We start from the raw sequence: 16,057 nt of genomic DNA on the forward strand, positions 1-16,057 counted from the left end.
GGTGGGGGCCCGGCGGGGCGCCCCGCGCCCACGCGGCGGAGCCGCACAGGAAACACAGCCCCGCGCCCCTCAGGGGCGCGTAGACCTGCCGTCAGCTGCATAAATGCAGGCTGGCCTGGGTGTTCTCACTCGTTCGGGTGGGAATCGGGAGGGATCCGACCCTTCTGGGCCGTGCCTCTGGACAGAATCGGACCGGCCTTTCGGGGTCGGTCCGTCTGCTCTGTCAGGGCCCATTTGGGGGACCAGAGGCATGATCCGCATCAAGGCGCGGGCACCCGCCGCGCGGGGAGCCGTACTGGCCACGCTCTGGGGAGCCGTGGCGGTCGCCTACAGATTCGGCTGCCCGCAGCAGGACGGGCTCGGTGCACGCATCGTCACCAGCGCCGTGTTCTTCGCCGTCGGCACCGGACTGATCGTGTATGTCCGTCGTGCCCTGCTGCGCGAGTTGCGCCAGGCCCGCCGGGTCGCCGGCGTCGCCCAGAGCGTGGTCCTGCGGCCTGTGCCGGCCCGCCTCGGCGGTCTGAATCTCGCCGCGGCCCAGCTGTCCGCCGACCGCGGTGCGACGATCGGCGGCGACCTGTACGAGGCGGTCGCCACCGAACACGGGGTCCGGGTGGTGATGGGGGACGTACGCGGCCACGGCCTCGGCGTCCTCGGCACCGTCGCCGCCGTGCTCGGCAGCTTCCGCGAGGCGGCGCACGACGAGCCCGAACTCGGCTCGGTCCTGCGGAGACTGGAGCGTGCCCTGGCCCGGCACCTGCGCGAGCGGTCCCGTGCCGAACACCCCGCGAACGGCGCCCCGGACCCCGACAACCCGGTCGCCGAGGAGTTCGTCACCCTCCTGCTCCTGGACATCGGCGAAGAGGGCGAGCTACGCGCCCTCAACTGCGGTCACCCCTGGCCGTATCTGCTCAGCGGCACCCGCGTGGAGCCGCTCACCCGGGCCGAGCCGCTCCCGCCCCTGGGTCCCTTCCCCCTGCCGGCGGAGCTGGAGGCCCGCCCGTGCGGCCGCCTCCTCCCCGGCGAGTCCCTGGTCCTCTTCACGGACGGGGCGGAGGACGCCCGGGACGCCCGGGGCCGCTTCCTCTCCCTGCCGACCGTGCTGCGTGAGGCCGTACACGATCATCCGGTCTCGGCCCAGACGGTGCTGCGCACGGTCTTCGGAGCTCTGCTGCAGCACACGGCCGGCAAGCCCACGGACGATGTCGCCGTACTGGTCCTGCGCAACGATCGCAGGAACGTCGGCATACCGGGGGTGCGGGGGACTGCGCGACAAGCCCCCACCGACCCGCAACCGACCACGCACCGCTAGTCCGGCACCGCACCGCTGGTGCGGCACCGCACCGCTGGTCCGGCAAGGCACCGCTGGCCCGGCACCGCACCGTCGGCCGCCGCACCTCTGCGGACGCGTCTGGCCAAGCCACCGCTTTCTGAGGGGGAGCCGGCGGCTTGGCCAGCCTCTTGCGAGGACTTTCAGTGAACCGGCAGAACACTCTCCGCAACAGTGTGCACACGCTGCGGATTCGCGCACTCCGTTCACACCCCGTGTGAAAGCGGACGCACTACGCTGACGGCACCAGGCGACTCGGGGGGCAATCCCATGCAGCCCAACACTCTGCTCGACGCGATCCTGGACGAGGCGGGGATCTCGCACGCCGGTCTCGCCGCCCACGTCAACCAGGCCGGACGGAAACGGGGCCTGACGCTCCGTTACGAACACACCGCCGTGGCGCGGTGGCTGAAGGGCCAGCGGCCACGCGGCCAGGTGCCCGACCTGATCTGCGAGGTGCTCGCGGGACGGCTGCACCGGCCCGTCACCCTGGACGACATCGGCCTCGGGGTGCCGGGCGAGCCCAGCACCCCGCACGCCGGCTCGCTCTCCGGCTTCGTGGAGCGGGCCACCGCGCTGTGGCGCTCCGACGAACAGCAGCGGCCGCATGTGCTCGGCGCTCCCGCGGTCACCGGCACCCCCGCCGTGATGCCGGTGTGGGAGTGGGAGAACCCGCCCGAGGACCAGGACGTCTCCCGGGGCGGCCGGCACCGGGTCACCACGGCCGACATCCAGATGCTGCGCGCCGCCCGCACCCACTACGAGCAGATGTACCGCAAGGCCGGCGGCATCGCGACCCGCACCCGGATCGTCGGCTTCCTCAACACCGAGGCGGCGCCGTTGCTGCGCGGCAGCTACACCGACGCGACCGGCCGCCAACTGCACCGGGCCACGGGCGGGTTGGTGGCCATCGCGGGCATCTGCGCGTACGACTCCGACGCGCACGGCCTCGCGCAGCGCTACTTCCACCAGGCCCTCAGGCTGGCAAAGGCCAGCGGTGACCGGGGACTTGGCGCCTACGTCATCGCGCTGCTCGTCAACCAGGCGCTGTTCATGAAGGAGTACCGCCAGGCCGTGGCCTTCGCCGAGGCCGCGCTGCGCGCCGCCGGCAAGCACATCACCCCGGCCCTCGCCTCCGACCTGTACGCGATGCAGGCCAAGGCGTACGCCCACCTCGGCGACAGCAGCAGCGCGCTGTCCTGCATCCGCCGGGCCGAGACGGCCGCCGACCGCATCCGGCGCGGGTACGAGCCCGACGAGACCGGCTACGTCCAGCCGGGCCTCGTCAACGTCCAGGTGGCCGAGGCGCTGCTCAGCCTCGGTGAACTCGCCGCCGCCCGGGAGCACGCGGCGGCCGCGGTCGACAACCCCGCCCACGACCGGGGACGGGTGCACCGGCTCGCCATGCTCAGCACGATCGAGCTGCGGCAGGGCAACGCCGACAACGCGGTGGCCGTCGCCGTGCAGATGGCGGAGCAGGCCCGCGGGATGGAGTCCCAGCGGCTGCGCGACAGACTCCGCGCGGTGCGCGAGCATCTGGTGCGCTGCGGCTCGGCCGGAACGGCCGAAGCGGCCGAACTCATCGACGGCGCACTGCGCGTACCGCTGTAGCCCCCGGGCTGAGGTCTGCGCTGTAGGCCTGGAGAAGTCCCTGCTGCGATATTGCCACTTACTCGTCGGAAGGTGGCAGAACCGTGCAGTGGACGAAACGGAACGAACAAACTGTGTATGAAAACCGCTGGTTCAGCGTCAATCTCGCAGATGTCGAGCTGCCGGACGGCCGGCACCTCGACCACTTCCTGATCCGGCTGCGGCCGGTCGCCGTCGCCACGGTGGTCAACGAGGCCAACGAAGTCCTGCTCCTGTGGCGCCACCGGTTCATCACCGACAGCTGGGGCTGGGAACTGGCCGCGGGTGTGGTCGAGGACGGCGAGGACATCGCAAGTGCGGCCGCCAGAGAACTGGAGGAGGAGACCGGCTGGCGGCCGGGACCCCTGCACCACCTGATGAGCGTGGAGCCGTCCAACGGCCTCACGGACGCCCGGCACCACATCTACTGGTCCGACCGGGCCGAGTACATCGGACACCCCGTGGACGACTTCGAGTCGGACCGCCGCGAATGGGTCCCCCTCAAAGTCGTCCCCGACCTGATCGCCCGAGGGGAGGTCCCGGCCGCCAACATGGCGGCCGCGTTACTCCTGCTGCACCATCTCAGGCTCGCCGATGCCTAGTGGCCCAGCGCCTGCCAGACCGTCACGGCGAGCGCTCCCAGAGCCGTGAGCGCGGCGACCGAGGGCAGTGGCCAGCGTGCGTGTTCCAGCGAGCTCAAGCGGGTGTGCAGCTCGTCCACCTCCTTGGCGGTCTCCTTGGCGCGGTGACTGAGCAGGGCGAGTCCTCCCTCGACCTGGGCGTACGCCACGTCGAGGCGGCGACGTAACTCTGCGAGTTCTCCATGGACCACGGGATGCTCCGGGTCGGCGGTCACGAGTCCACTCCTTTCCGTAGTCGGACGTGGTTGTTCCGCATCCCTTGCATGCGCATGAAGAGTGAACTCGCCTGGTGGGCGTGTGGGGAGAGTGTGCGAAGGGCATATGCGTGCCCGGCGCGCACACGGTGTGTGAAACAGATGGGCCCGGCACCGAGTTCGGTGCCGGGCCCGCGGGGCGTCGCTCTTCGTAGTCAGCCGTAGGTGTAGAAGCCCGAGCCGGACTTCCGGCCGAGCCGACCCGCCTCGACCATGCGCTGGAGCAGCGGGGGAGCGGCGTACAGCGGCTCCTTGTACTCGGCGTACATGGAGTTGGCGATGGAGACGATGGTGTCCAGGCCGATCAGGTCGGACAGCTTGAGCGGGCCCATCGGGTGGGCGCAGCCCATCTCCATGCCGTTGTCGATGTCCTCGCGGCTCGCGATGCCCGACTCGAACATCCGGATCGCGGACAGCAGGTAGGGCACCAGCAGCGCGTTCACGACGAACCCGGAGCGGTCCTGGGCGCGGATGGCGTGCTTGCCGAGCAGCTTCTCGGCGAACAGCTGGGCACGGCCGAGGGTGCCCTCGGAGGTGGTGAGCGCCGGGATCAGCTCGACCAGCCGCTGCACCGGGGCCGGGTTGAAGAAGTGGATGCCGACCACGTGGTCGGGGCGGGAGGTGGCGACCGCCAGCTTCACCAGCGGGATGGAGGAGGTGTTGGAGGCCAGGATCGCGTCCGCACGGGTCACCACCTGGTCGAGCACCTGGAAGATCTCCGTCTTGACCTGCTCGCTCTCCACGACCGCCTCGATCACCAGATCGCGGTCGGCGAACTCGCCGAGATCGGTGGTGAAGCTCAGCCGCGCCAGCGTGGCGTCCCGCTCCTCCTCGCTGATCTTGCCGCGCTCGGCCGCCTTGGTCACGGAGTTGAGCAGCCGGGTACGGCCGATCTCCAGGGCCTCGCCGGTGGTCTCGGCGACCTTCACGTCCAGTCCCGCGCGGGCGCACACCTCGGCGATGCCGGCGCCCATCTGGCCGCAGCCCACGACTCCGACGCGCTCGATGTCGGTCACATCGTTCCCTTCGCTGGTGTTCTCCGGCTCCGGCAGGACTCCGGGTTCGGTGCCTGCTCCGATCGTGCACGTTACCGCCAAGTATCGATGATCGATCGCCCGGGTGGGTGCATCCTGGGGCGCGGAACGATCCGTGACGCAGCGGATCCGGAGCGTATGGGGGTGTGCACATGGGGCGTATGTCGCGACGTGCGTTCGCGCTGGCGGCGCTGTCGACACTGACCCTGGCCCACGGCGCCGCGGCGACGCCGGGCCGGCCCGACCCGGACGCTCACGAGCCGGACGCGAGCTCCGAGATGCGGGGAGTGTGGCTGGCGACCGTGTCCAACCGCGACTGGCCCTCGCGGGCGGGCCTCACGGCGGCCGTGCAGCGCGCGGAGCTGACGGCGCACCTCGACAGGGCGGTCCGTGACCGGCTCAACACCGTGGTGCTCCAGGTGCGGCCGACCGCGGACGCCCTGTGGCCCTCGCCGTACGAGCCCTGGTCCGAGTACCTCACCGGCACCCAGGGCCAGGACCCGGGCTGGGACCCGCTGGGCACCGCCGTGCAGGAGGCCCACGCCCGGGGCCTGCACCTGCACGCCTGGTGCAACCCGTACCGCATCGCCAACCACACCGATCCGGGCCGGCTGACCGCCTCGCACCCGGCGCGCAGGCACCCGGACTGGGTGGTGCCGTACGGCGGGAAGCTCTACTACAACCCGGGCCTGCCCGAGGTCCGCGCCTTCGTGCAGCAGGCCATGCTCGACGCGGTCGCCCGGTACCCGGTCGACGCCGTCCACTTCGACGACTACTTCTACCCGTACCCGGTCGCGGGCCAGACCTTCGACGACGACGCCGCCTACGACCGCTACGGCGGCGACTTCCCCGGCCGGGCCGCCTGGCGCCGCGACAACATCGACACGCTCGTGAAGGAGATGGCGGCGGGCATCAGGCGGGTGCGTCCCGGCACCCGGTTCGGGGTCAGCCCCTTCGGCGTGTGGCGCAACGCCACGACCGACCCGCTCGGTTCGGACACACAGGCGGGCGTCCAGACGTACGACGACCTGCACGCGGACACGCGCACCTGGGTCCGCAACCGGTGGATCGACTACATCGTCCCGCAGCTGTACTGGCACATCGGCTTCGCCGCCGCCGACTACACGACACTGGTCGACTGGTGGGCGAAGGCGGCGGAGGGCACCGGGACGCAGCTGTACATCGGTGAGGCGCTCTACAGGGCGGGGGCCGCCGGACAGCCCGAGGCGTGGCGGGACCCGGTCGAGCTGTCCCGGCACCTCACGTTCGCCGCCCGGTACCCGCAGGTGCGCGGGCACGTGTTCTTCGCCGCCAAGGAGGTGGCGGCGGATCCGATCGGGGCGATGGCACGGGTGGTCGCCGACCACTACGGGCAGCCGGCGAAGCCACCGCGCTGATCTAGTGCTGGTTCTTTTCCTTGTGCTTGACCTGGCAGTCGGGGCCGGGGGACATGATCGCCTCGTGCCCGTCCTGGAAGCGGACGCGGTACGGAGGATTGCCCTCGGAACCCAGCACTTCCACGACCTCGGAGATGTGGTCGTGTTCGCCGACCACCCTGCCGTGCTGGACAAGCTGGTCGCCCACGGTTGCGCGCATCAGGCCCTCCTCACGGTCACGACCGTTGGGTGACGGCGATGCAGACGAGCACGGCGACGGCGGTCAGCGGAGCGGCCGCCGTGAGGTGCTCGCCCAGCAGCAGTGCCGACCACACCAGTGTGAGCAGCGGCTGGGCCAACTGCAACTGGCTGGCCTTCGGAATCCCGATCGCCGCCATCCCGCGGTACCAGACGACCAGCCCGAGGAACTGCGAGACCACCGAGACCCACACCAGACCCGTCAGGCCGTGCCAGGTCGGCTGCACCGGCTCGGACGACAGCGCCAGCGCGGCGGCCGGCACGCTCAGCGGCAGACACAGCACCAGCGCCCAGGCGATGACCTGCCAGCCGGGCATGACCCGGGCGAGCCTGCCGCCCTCGGTGTAGCCGGCCGCGCACACCAGCAGCGCGGCGAACAGATATCCGTCGGCGGCGGTGAGCGCGCCGCCGCTCTGGCCCACCGTGAAGGCGATCACGGCCGCCGCACCGGCGAGCGCCGCCAGCCAGAACCGACGCGAGGGCCGGTGGCCCATGCGCAGCGCCGAGCAGGCGGCGGTGGTCAGCGGGAGCAGGCCCACCACGACGGCGGCGTGCGAGGTGGTCGAGGTCTGCAGGGCGAGCGTCGTCAGCAGCGGGAAGCCGAGCACCACGCCGGCGGCGACGACCGCGAGACCCGGCAGGTGCCGCCGCTCGGGCAGCGGCACCCTCAGCACCAGAAGGCAGCTGCCCGCGACGAGCGCCGCGAGGACGCTGCGCACGGCCACCAGGGACCAGGGGCCGAAGCTCTCCAGGCCCCACGCGGTGGACGGGAAGGTGAGGGAGAAGGCGATCACGCCGAGGGCGGCCAGCCCCGTGCCGAAGGACCGGCGCTCGCGAGGAGCGGTGACCGCTATCGCCGACGGGGTAGTAGCGCTACTCTGTACTCTCATGTCCGAGCGTAGCAGTGTCGGTGAACTGGCAGAACAGCTACGACGGGAGCTCGACCGCTACTCTCCAGGTGGAAAGCTCCCATCGAGCAGAGCGTTGGTCGAGCGGTTCCGGGTCAGTCCGGTGACCGTCTCGCGGGCCCTGGCCCAGCTGGCCGCCGAGGGGCTGGTGGTCACCCGGCCCGGCGCCGGCGCCTTCCGTGCGCGGCCGCGGGCCGCCGCCGAGCCCGCCGGGGACACCTCCTGGCAGGAGGTCGCGCTGAGCGCCGAGGGCGCCGCCGACCTCGTACCGCGCACGGTGGACGCCTCCGGCGTCACGGTCTGCCTCGCCGCACCGCCCCCGGGCGTGCTGGAGTTCAACGGCGGTTACCCCCACCCCTCCGTCCAGCCCGAGCGGGCGATGGCCGCGGCCCTCGCCCGGGCCGGACGACGGCCCGGAGCCTGGGGCAGGCCCCCGCTGGAAGGCCTGCCGGAGCTGCGGGAATGGTTCGCGCGCGGCATCGGCGGCGCCGTCACGGCCGCCGAGGTGCTCATCGCCGCCGGCGGGCAGTCCGCGCTGGCCACGGCTCTCAGGGCGCTCGCCCCGCCCGGTGCCCAGGTCCTCGTGGAGTCGCCCACCTACCCGGGCATGCTGGCCCTGGCGCGCTCGGCCGGCCTGCGCCCGGTCCCGGTGCCGGTCGACCCCGACGGCGTACGGACCGACCTGCTCGCCGACGCCTTCAGGGCCACCGGCGCCCGCGTGTTCGTCTGCCAGCCCCTGTTCCAGAACCCGACCGGCGCGGTCCTCGCCCCGGAACGCCGCGCCGAGGTGCTGCGCATCGCCCGCGCCGCGGGAGCGTTCGTCATCGAGGACGACTACGTACGACGTCTCGTGCACGCCGACTCGGGTCCGCTGCCCCGCACGCTGGCCGCCGACGACCCCGACGGTGTCGTCGTCCACGTCGGCTCGCTGACCAAGGCGACCTCGCCCAGCTTCCGGGTGAGCGCGCTGGCCGCGCGCGGACCCGTGCTGGAACGCCTGCGCGCCATCCAGGTCGTGGACAGTTTCTTCGTGCCCCGGCCGCTGCAGGAGGCCGCCCTGGAACTAGTCGGCTCACCGGCCTGGCCCCGCCATCTGCGGGCGCTGTCGGCCGAGCTGAAGACCCGCCGCGACGCGATGACGGCCGCACTCGCCCGCCGTCTTCCCGAACTCGCCCTGCCGCACATCCCGTCCGGCGGTTACCACCTCTGGCTCCGCCTCCCCGACGGCACCGACGAGTCGTCCCTGACCGCCGCGGCCCTGCGCGCGGGGGTGGCCGTCACGCCGGGCCGCCCCTACTTCAGCGCCGAGCCCCCGGCGAGCCATCTGCGCCTGAGTTTTGCGGCGGTGGCGGGGACGGGGGAGATCGCGGAGGGGGTATGGCGGCTGCGGGTGGCGTGCGACGAGGTGCTCACCTAGGGCACACCCAGGGACACCTGGGGCGTGTTCCGGGGCGGGGCGGGCGAGGGCGGTTCGGCGGGGCGGTGGCCTCGGCGGGCGGGGCGGTGGCGAGGGCGTACGGGACGGTGGCCCGCGCGCACGGGACGGTGGCCTCGGCGGGCGGGACGGTGGACCCGTCGGCTAAATCCGTTCGACGCCGGTCCTGCCGTCCTGTGAGGATCCCCGCATGAATGACGCACCCGATCTCCCCGACGGCTACGAGTTCTCCGCCGACACCGCCCGCGTCGACGTGGACCGTGTCCACGGCTGGCTGTCGACCGACGCGTACTGGGCGATCGACCGCCCCCGGGAGAAGCACGAGCGCGCGATGGCGGCCTCGATCAACTTCGGGGTGTACGCCGCCGGCTCGGGTGAACAGGTCGCCTACGCGCGCGTGGTGACCGACGGCGCGCTGTTCGCCTGGCTCGCCGACGTGTACGTCGACCCGTCGGTGCGCGGCAAGGGCGTCGGCACGGCGTTCGTCGGCCGTATCCGCGACCACCTGCGGCCCTTCGGCGTCCGCCGTGTCCTGCTGGCCACCGAGGACGCGCACGGCGTGTACGAGAAGCTGGGCTTCGGGACGCTGGACCGTCCCGACCAGTGGATGGTCCTCCGTTTCGAGTAAGCGCTCGCACACCCCGGGTAGCGCACAGCCGACAGCCCTTGACCTGTGCACACCTGAGGCACACCATCACCGCATGCCACTTAGGGTCACGTTCGTCGCGGCCGCGCGCAGCTCCCCGCTGCTCGCGGAGCGCTTCCAGGACGACCGGCCGCTGGACCAGGCCGGCTGGGACGAGGTGCAGCGCCTCGCCGGGGATCTGCTGCCGCTGGCGGCGGCCGAGCTGCGCTACTGCTCCCCGACCCCGCGCAGCCGTGCCACCGGCGACGCCCTCGGGTACGCCCCGCTGGTGCAGCTCGCCCTGCGCGACTGCGACATGGGCCGCTGGCAGGGGCTGACCCTGGGCGAGGCGATGGCCCGCGAGCCGGACGCGGTGGACGCCTGGCTCGCCGACCCGCGCTCCACCCCGCACGGGGGCGAGTCGCTGCTGGCCTTCATATCGCGGGTCGGCGGCTGGCTGGACACCCGCCCGGTGGAGGACGGCGGCCGGATCGTCGCCGTCGCCGAGCCCTCCGTGATCCGCGCAGCCCTCGTGTACGCACTCAAGGCCCCGCCCGCGACCTACTGGAACATCGACGTCCGTCCGCTGTCGACGACCACCGTGACGGGCCGGGCGGGCCGCTGGAACCTCCGCCTCGACGCCGCGTCGACTCAGCGCACGCGCGCGTAGCCGGTGGTCAGCACCAGGTCCTTGGCCGGTCCGCCCACCCGCCACACCGTGCGCCAGTGGTCGGCGTCCGTGACGGTGAACTCGCCCCGGTAGAGGTCCGCCGAGCAGGGGTGATCGGCGATGTACCGCCCCGTGGTCAGGTCCAGCTCGTGGAAGGGCCGCCCGTCCGCGAACCGTACGTCCGCCGTGCCCGGCGCACTCCCCGGCAGGAACCGCAGCGTCCGCGTCGCTTCCCTCGGCACGCCCTGCCAGGTGAAAGTCCCCGACTCCTCGTGCAGCAGCCCGCCGCCGTCGAGCGGGCTGAAGACGGTGACCCCCTCGAAGCGCCCTTCGGCACCGCTCGCCAGGTCCCGCACGGTCCGCTCCACCCGCCAGCATCCGGCCAGGTGGGTCAGGACGTCGGCCACGGGCCAGAACTCGCCCATCATCAACTCCTGTCCGTCCGTCGACGCGCCTCTGCCCCCTGTTCCTATCCTGCCGTGCCGATGAGTCCCGTAGCGATCGACCCGGGTGGGGCGAAGGCCGCCTCCGAGGCGGGACAGCCGGCGGGCCGGGCCGAGACAGCCCTGAAGGCGGCGGGACCGGGCGGCGGCAGCCCTCGGGCCGGGTGAAGGCGGCGGCGAGCAGGGCGGCGGCAGCCCTCGGGCCGGGCGGAGGCAGCCGCCGGGGCGGGCGGCGCAGTCCCCGGGTCAGGCGGAAGCAGCCGCCGGCTCCTCCTCGGCGGGCTGCTGTCCGAGCGGCAGCAACCCGCGCTCGGCGAAGACCTTCTTCGCGGCGAAGGTGGCGTTGAGCGCCTTCGGTATGCCGCAGTAGACGGCGGAGTGCAGCAGCGCCTCCGTGATCTGCTCGGGCGTGAGACCCACGTTGAGGGCCGCGTTCACATGCACGTCCAGCTGGGCCTCGCAGCCGCCGAGCGCGGTGAGCATGCCCAGGGTGACCAGCTGGCGGTCGCGCGGGGCGAGTCCGGGCCGGTCGTAGATCTCCCCGAAGGCCCAGGCGACGATCTGGTGGCCCAGCTCCGGGTTGATGTCGGCGAGCGAGTCGACGACCCGCTGCCCGGCCTCGCCGTCGACCTTCTTCAGAACCTCCAGGCCGTGGGTGAAACGCTCGTCACGGGTGGTGCTCTCGCTCATGCCGGTCCGTCCGTCCCCGGCTGCCGCTCGTCCAGCAGCCGTTCATAGTGATCGATCTTGTCGTCCAGCGCGGCCGCGTTGCGCCTGAGCGCCCGGATGCGGTCGGCCAGTTCGGCTCGGTGCCCGCGGAGCATCGCCAGCCGGTCGGCGACCGTCGCGTCCCCCTCGGACCGCAGCAGCGCGAAGCGCTGCATGTCGGCGATCGACATGCCGGTCTCGCGCAGCCGCAGCAGGAACTCCAGCCAGGCCAGGTCGGCCGCCTGATAGCGCCGCTGGTTGCCGGTGGTCCGGCCGACCCGCTCGATCAGGCCTGCCTTCTCGTAGTAGCGCAGGGTGTCGTGCGTAAGGCCGGTGCGCTCGGCCACCTGGGCGATGGTCAACGACGGTTCCCGGTCCTGCGGGAGGGGCTGTCCGCTGGTCATGACAAGAACGTTAGAACCTGGAGTGCGCTCCAGGTCAAGCCCGGTCCGCGATCACTCTCCGGAGCGGCCCGTGAGGGCGATTCACTTCGAAATCACCTTTCGGAAAGACGTTGTTTTCCCGGCCGTCATGAAATTCACCCGGTGTTTCCCGTATTCGGAGGCAGCCGTCTCACTTTTTGGTGCGCACACAACCAACAGGAAACGTGTCCCGTCTAAGACGGCGAATCGATGAGGCATACATTCCGTGGGAGACCGCCCGAAATGCATTGCTCGACCTCGCCCGGCAAAAGGGGCGCCGCCCACGGCAGCGCGCGTCGGCTCCCGGACAGGAACAGGGTGTGAAAGAAGCATCCCGGCCGAGGCGGGCCGCCGCCCTGCTCGCCGCGGCCGTCACGATCACGGCGTTCTGCGCAGCCGACACCCTCGCCCGCAGTTACCCCTTCGGCCCCCGCACCCGCAGCGTCAACGACCTGGGCAACCAGTACGTGCCCTTCCACGCCCACCTGTGGGACCTGCTGCACGGCAGGGCCGACGGCGGCCTCCTCGTCAACTGGCAGTCCGGCTACGGCTCCAGCTTCCTGCCCGACCTCGGCACCTATCTCGGCAGCCCGTTCGCGCTGCTCGTGGCCCTCTTCCCGCGGGACGAGATCGACCTCGCGGTGTATGCCGTCACCCTCCTGAAGACCGCCGCGGCCGCGGCGGTCATGGCCTGCCTGCTGCTCACCCTGCGCCCCGGCCGCTGGTGGGCGGCCGGCCTGCTCGGCACCTCCTACGCCCTGTGCGGCTGGAGCGTCGCCGACGCCGCCTACAACCCCATGTGGCTGGACGGGCTCGTCGCCCTGCCCCTGCTCTGCCTGGTCGGCGAATGGGCGCTCACCGGACGCCGGCGCTTCCTCGGTGTCCTCGTCGTGACCCTCGCCTGGGCCGCCAACTTCTACACCGCCTACATGGCCACCCTCGGCGCCGGCCTGGTCCTGCTGCTCCGTCTGCTGCTGGCGGACCTGCCCCGCCGGCGGGCGCTCGCGGCGGCGGGCCGCGCAGCCCTCACCGTGGTCCTCGGCGTGGGCCTCGCCGCCCCGCTGGTGACGGTCGTCTACTTCGGCACCAGGCACGCCCACCCGGGCCGCGTCCGCCAGTTCGTCCCGGTGGGTGGCGAGGACCTGCTGGCCCGGCTGCTGCCGGCGACGTACGGCTTCGCGTCCCCGGCCGTCTACGTGGGCATCACGACCCTGCTGCTCGCCCTCGCCCTGCCGTTCCACCGTGCGGTCCCCGTCCGGGTGCGCACCGGCTGGACGCTCCTCGTCCTCCTGGTGACCCTCTCCCTGCAGTGGGCGCCGACCCACCTGGTCTGGCACGCCTTCGCCACCCCGCAGGGCAGCCCCTACCGCCAGGCGTTCGTGCTGTGCGGGCTGCTGGTGATCGCCGCCTGGCAGGCGCTGTCGTACGGCCTGCCCGACCGGCGCGCGCTCGCGGCGGCCGCCGGGCTCCTCGCCCTGATCACCCTCGTCGCGAGCCGCAGCCATCTGGTCCGGTTCTTCGCCTGGCCGGTGCTGCTGCTCGCCACCGCCGGCGCGCTCGGCGGGCTCGCCCTGCTGGCCCGCGCCGACGCCGGGCGGCGCACCCGGCTAGCCGTCCTCGCCGTCGTGCTTCTGCTCGGCGCGCAGATCGGCGAGACGGCCGCCACCTCCGCCGTGGCGACCCGGATGCGCCTCGCGCACATGGACGACTACGCGCCCTGGGGCCGACGGCAGTCGCGGCAGGCGGCGGCGGTCTCCGAGGCCGACAGCTGGCCCCGGTACCGCACCGACCCCGGACGCGAGCAGACCGTCGGCAACGACCCGATGCTGGTCGGCGGCCAGGGCGCCCAGTACTACAGCAGCCTGACCTCCGACGTGCTCAGCCGTACCCTCACCGCGCTCGGGGACGGCTGGACCTCGCGCGGCCGCAACCTCCAGAGCCTCGACAACGCCGTCACCGACGCGATCTTCTCCGTGGGCGCGCGGGTGCACTCCCCGCCCGACCCGCACCAGAACTGGTTCCCGCAGGACGGCAGCGGGGTGACCGTGTCCCGCGAGGACGTACCGCCCCTGGTGACGGTCCGTCCGGCCGGCGCCGCCGCGCACGCCGGCCTCTCCACCTTCGGTCCGTCGCCGTACCGCAACCAGGAACTGCTGCTGGGCACCCGCGTCTACACCGTGCCCCGCCTCACCGTGCGCACCGCCGCCGGCCGGGTGCCGAGCCGCAGCGACGACGACCGGCCCGGCCTGCGCATCGGCGCGCCGCCCGTCGCGACCGCCGGGCACAAGCCGACCATCACGGCCCGGTGCCCGGCCGGCAGCGAGGTGTACCTGTGGGCGCCGCACCTCTCGGGCACCGCGCGGCTGGCCGGTGCCACGCGGCGGGACCCGACCGGACGGTTCCGGTCCGACCACCCCGTCACCAAGATCGCGCCCATGCAGCGGCTCGGCACGGTTCCGGCCTCCGGCCGCCTGCGGATCGAACTGTCGCCGGACAGGACGAGCTTCGTCCCGGACGGCGCGGTCGGCTGCCTGGACACCGCCCGGCTGCACACCGCGGTCGAACGGCTCCGGGCCACCGGCGCCACCCGGGTGACCGTCTCCGACGGCACGATCCGGGCCGAACTCCCGCCCGGCAGCAGGGGAACCGCCGTCGTCGCGGCCCCCCGGATCGCCGGCTGGCGCTGCGGCGCGGGCGATGCCCCCGCGACCCCGGCGGGGGAGTACCACGGGCTGATCGCCATGCCCCTCGACGGCTCCTCGGCCACCCTCACCTGCACCTTCCACCCACCCGGCCTGCGGCTGGGCACGGCCGTCGGCGGCGGCTCGCTCCTCGTGCTCGCCGTGCTCGGCACCCTCACCGCCGTCCGCCGCCGACGGGACCCGGCACCGTCCACGACCACACCACCGCGCGAGCGCGTGGCCACCGCTCTCTGACCCGCTCCCCAGGAGGGACCGCCATGCTGATATCGATCGTCGCGCCCTGCTACAACGAGGAGGACGTCCTCGAACGCTTCCACGAGGAGGTCCAGAGGATCGCGGACGACATGCTGCCGCTCGGCCACGACATGGAGTTCGTGTACGTCGACGACGGCAGCCGCGACCGCACGCTCGCCGTCCTGGAGGACCTCTCCGTCCGGGACTCCCGGGTGCGGTACGTCTCCTTCAGCCGCAACTTCGGCAAGGAGGCGGCCCTGCTCGCCGGCCTCAGGCACGCCTCGGGCGACTCGGTCGTGGTCATGGACGCCGACCTGCAGCACCCGCCCGAGCTGATCAAGCGGATGGTGGAGCTGCGCGGCCAGGGCTACGACCAGGTCATCGCCAAGCGCACCCGCACCGGCGACCGCCTGGCCCGCACCGTCACCGCCCGCCTGTACTACCGGCTCATCAACCGCATGGTCGACGTCGAACTGGTCGACGGCGTGGGCGACTTCCGCCTGCTCTCGCGCCGCGTGGTGGACGCGATCCTGGACCTCACCGAGTACAACCGCTTCTCCAAGGGCCTGTTCGCCTGGGTCGGTTTCCCGGCCACCACCTTCGAGTACGAGAACGCGACGCGCGAGGCGGGCAGCAGCTCCTGGTCCTTCCGCGGCCTGCTCAACTACGGCCTGGACGGCCTGCTGTCCTTCAACAACCGGCCGCTGCGCGCCGCCCTCTGGCTCGGCATGGGCCTGCTGCTGTGCGCGGGGCTGTACACCGCCTGGATCGTGGGCGCCGCCCTCGCCAACGGGGTGCAGACACCCGGGTATGTGACCATCATCACCGCCGTCACCGCCCTGGCCGGAGTCCAGATGGTCATGCTGGGAGTCATCGGGGAGTACACCGGCCGCATCTACTACGAGGTGAAGGGGCGTCCGCACTTCCTGGTGAAGGCGACCAATGTGGAACGGACGAAAGATCTCATCCCCTGATGTCGAGGCAGATCCTCACCTTTGCTGTGGTCGGAGTCGTGAATACGGCCACCTACTACTGTCTTTACCTGTTGTTTCTCACTTGTCTTCCCTACCTTGCCGCGCACACCCTGGCATTCCTGATCAGCATGATCGGATCCTTTTTCCTGAACGCGCGCTTCACCTACCGCACGAGACCCACCTGGCGGAAATTCCTGCTGTTCCCGCTGACCAACGTCAGTAATTTCCTGATCACGACCGTCGGGGTGTACGTGATCGTCGACGTCCTGCACGCGGGCAGCCGCTTCGCCCCGCTGCTCGCCTCGGCGGCGGCGATCCCGGTCACCTTCGTCGTGTCCCGCTGGGTCATGCTCCCCAAGTCGATTGCATAAAAGTGCAGCGATACGTATAGTCATGCCATCCAGAGGAGGATGG

18 protein-coding genes are annotated in these 16,057 nt (G+C 72.1%); 11 read left to right on the forward strand and 7 right to left on the reverse strand.

What is annotated here, in order from left to right; translation table 11 throughout:
• The first annotated feature begins 250 nt into the window (after positions 1–250).
• From AB0H32_RS18400 to AB0H32_RS18410, 3 genes are all read left to right on the forward strand, one after another.
• Positions 251–1,312: a PP2C family protein-serine/threonine phosphatase gene (locus AB0H32_RS18400; protein ID WP_361121115.1), complete on the forward strand. Its 1,062-nt coding sequence runs from the start codon at positions 251–253 to the stop codon at positions 1,310–1,312.
• A 288-nt stretch (positions 1,313–1,600) separates the two neighbouring features.
• Positions 1,601–2,941 carry a transcriptional regulator gene (locus tag AB0H32_RS18405; protein ID WP_361121118.1) on the forward strand — a complete coding sequence of 447 codons (1,341 nt, stop codon included), beginning with the start codon at positions 1,601–1,603 and terminating at the stop codon, positions 2,939–2,941.
• 83 nt (positions 2,942–3,024) lie between these two features.
• Positions 3,025–3,561, forward strand: a complete 537-nt coding sequence (locus AB0H32_RS18410) for an NUDIX hydrolase (protein WP_361121121.1) — start codon at positions 3,025–3,027, stop codon at positions 3,559–3,561.
• On the opposite strand, the gene AB0H32_RS18415 is transcribed toward AB0H32_RS18410, so the two are convergent.
• Together AB0H32_RS18415 and AB0H32_RS18420 are read right to left on the reverse strand one after the other, a co-directional pair.
• Entirely contained in the window at positions 3,558–3,815 is a 258-nt protein-coding gene (locus tag AB0H32_RS18415; RefSeq protein WP_361121124.1) for a hypothetical protein, read from the reverse strand. The genes AB0H32_RS18410 and AB0H32_RS18415 overlap by 4 nt on opposite strands.
• Positions 3,816–4,009: 194 nt before the next feature.
• Positions 4,010–4,870, reverse strand: coding sequence for a 3-hydroxybutyryl-CoA dehydrogenase (locus AB0H32_RS18420; RefSeq protein ID WP_361121127.1), 861 nt, complete (start codon positions 4,868–4,870; stop codon positions 4,010–4,012).
• Positions 4,871–5,040: 170 nt separating this feature from the next.
• Between AB0H32_RS18420 and AB0H32_RS18425 the strand changes: the two genes are divergently transcribed.
• Positions 5,041–6,285 (forward strand): family 10 glycosylhydrolase, encoded by a 1,245-nt coding sequence (locus AB0H32_RS18425; RefSeq protein ID WP_361121130.1) that lies wholly within the window; start codon positions 5,041–5,043, stop codon positions 6,283–6,285.
• A gap of 1 nt (position 6,286) precedes the next feature.
• On the opposite strand, the gene AB0H32_RS18430 is transcribed toward AB0H32_RS18425, so the two are convergent.
• Complete coding sequence (locus AB0H32_RS18430; RefSeq protein ID WP_361121133.1) at positions 6,287–6,484, reverse strand: DUF1918 domain-containing protein; 198 nt, start codon at positions 6,482–6,484, stop codon at positions 6,287–6,289.
• A 16-nt stretch (positions 6,485–6,500) separates the two neighbouring features.
• Positions 6,501–7,412: a DMT family transporter gene (locus AB0H32_RS18435; RefSeq protein ID WP_361121136.1), complete on the reverse strand. Its 912-nt coding sequence runs from the start codon at positions 7,410–7,412 to the stop codon at positions 6,501–6,503.
• On the opposite strand from AB0H32_RS18435, the gene AB0H32_RS18440 reads away from it, so the two are divergent.
• The 3 genes from AB0H32_RS18440 (at position 7,411) to AB0H32_RS18450 (ending at position 10,160) form a co-directional block, all read left to right on the forward strand.
• A complete protein-coding gene (locus AB0H32_RS18440; protein ID WP_361121139.1) occupies positions 7,411–8,847 on the forward strand; it encodes a PLP-dependent aminotransferase family protein in 1,437 nt (478 codons plus the stop codon). The two genes, AB0H32_RS18435 and AB0H32_RS18440, sit on opposite strands and share 2 nt — an antisense overlap.
• A gap of 208 nt (positions 8,848–9,055) precedes the next feature.
• Positions 9,056–9,493 carry a GNAT family N-acetyltransferase gene (locus tag AB0H32_RS18445; RefSeq protein WP_361121142.1) on the forward strand — a complete coding sequence of 146 codons (438 nt, stop codon included), beginning with the start codon at positions 9,056–9,058 and terminating at the stop codon, positions 9,491–9,493.
• A 73-nt stretch (positions 9,494–9,566) separates the two neighbouring features.
• Complete coding sequence (locus AB0H32_RS18450) at positions 9,567–10,160, forward strand: histidine phosphatase family protein (protein ID WP_361121145.1); 594 nt, start codon at positions 9,567–9,569, stop codon at positions 10,158–10,160.
• Here the strand turns inward: AB0H32_RS18450 and AB0H32_RS18455 are convergent.
• The gene (locus AB0H32_RS18455) at positions 10,142–10,585 is read right to left on the reverse strand and encodes a DUF6314 family protein (protein ID WP_361121148.1); all 444 of its coding nucleotides are present in this window, start codon (positions 10,583–10,585) and stop codon (positions 10,142–10,144) included. The genes AB0H32_RS18450 and AB0H32_RS18455 overlap by 19 nt on opposite strands.
• Positions 10,586–10,645: 60 nt before the next feature.
• Here AB0H32_RS18455 and AB0H32_RS18460 point away from each other — a divergent pair, with 60 nt between their 5' ends.
• On the forward strand, positions 10,646–10,771 hold the full coding sequence (locus tag AB0H32_RS18460; protein ID WP_361121151.1) for a hypothetical protein: 126 nt from the start codon (positions 10,646–10,648) through the stop codon (positions 10,769–10,771).
• A 78-nt stretch (positions 10,772–10,849) separates the two neighbouring features.
• On the opposite strand, the gene AB0H32_RS18465 is transcribed toward AB0H32_RS18460, so the two are convergent.
• Together AB0H32_RS18465 and AB0H32_RS18470 are read right to left on the reverse strand one after the other, a co-directional pair.
• Complete coding sequence (locus tag AB0H32_RS18465) at positions 10,850–11,293, reverse strand: carboxymuconolactone decarboxylase family protein (RefSeq protein WP_361121154.1); 444 nt, start codon at positions 11,291–11,293, stop codon at positions 10,850–10,852.
• Positions 11,290–11,715 carry a MerR family transcriptional regulator gene (locus tag AB0H32_RS18470; RefSeq protein ID WP_361121157.1) on the reverse strand — a complete coding sequence of 142 codons (426 nt, stop codon included), beginning with the start codon at positions 11,713–11,715 and terminating at the stop codon, positions 11,290–11,292. The genes AB0H32_RS18465 and AB0H32_RS18470 overlap by 4 nt, the downstream gene beginning before the upstream one ends.
• Before the next feature lie 338 nt (positions 11,716–12,053).
• Here AB0H32_RS18470 and AB0H32_RS18475 point away from each other — a divergent pair, with 338 nt between their 5' ends.
• The 3 genes from AB0H32_RS18475 to AB0H32_RS18485 are packed head-to-tail and all read left to right on the forward strand — an operon-like array spanning position 12,054 to position 16,014.
• The gene (locus AB0H32_RS18475) at positions 12,054–14,669 is read left to right on the forward strand and encodes a YfhO family protein (RefSeq protein ID WP_361121160.1); all 2,616 of its coding nucleotides are present in this window, start codon (positions 12,054–12,056) and stop codon (positions 14,667–14,669) included.
• Between the two features lie 23 nt (positions 14,670–14,692).
• Positions 14,693–15,643 carry a glycosyltransferase family 2 protein gene (locus tag AB0H32_RS18480; protein ID WP_361121163.1) on the forward strand — a complete coding sequence of 317 codons (951 nt, stop codon included), beginning with the start codon at positions 14,693–14,695 and terminating at the stop codon, positions 15,641–15,643.
• Positions 15,643–16,014, forward strand: coding sequence for a GtrA family protein (locus tag AB0H32_RS18485; RefSeq protein ID WP_361121166.1), 372 nt, complete (start codon positions 15,643–15,645; stop codon positions 16,012–16,014). The genes AB0H32_RS18480 and AB0H32_RS18485 overlap by 1 nt, the downstream gene beginning before the upstream one ends.
• Positions 16,015–16,057 lie beyond the last annotated feature (43 nt).

It is taken from the genome of Streptomyces sp. NPDC020362, assembly GCF_040642095.1.
GTDB lineage: Bacteria > Actinomycetota > Actinomycetes > Streptomycetales > Streptomycetaceae > Streptomyces.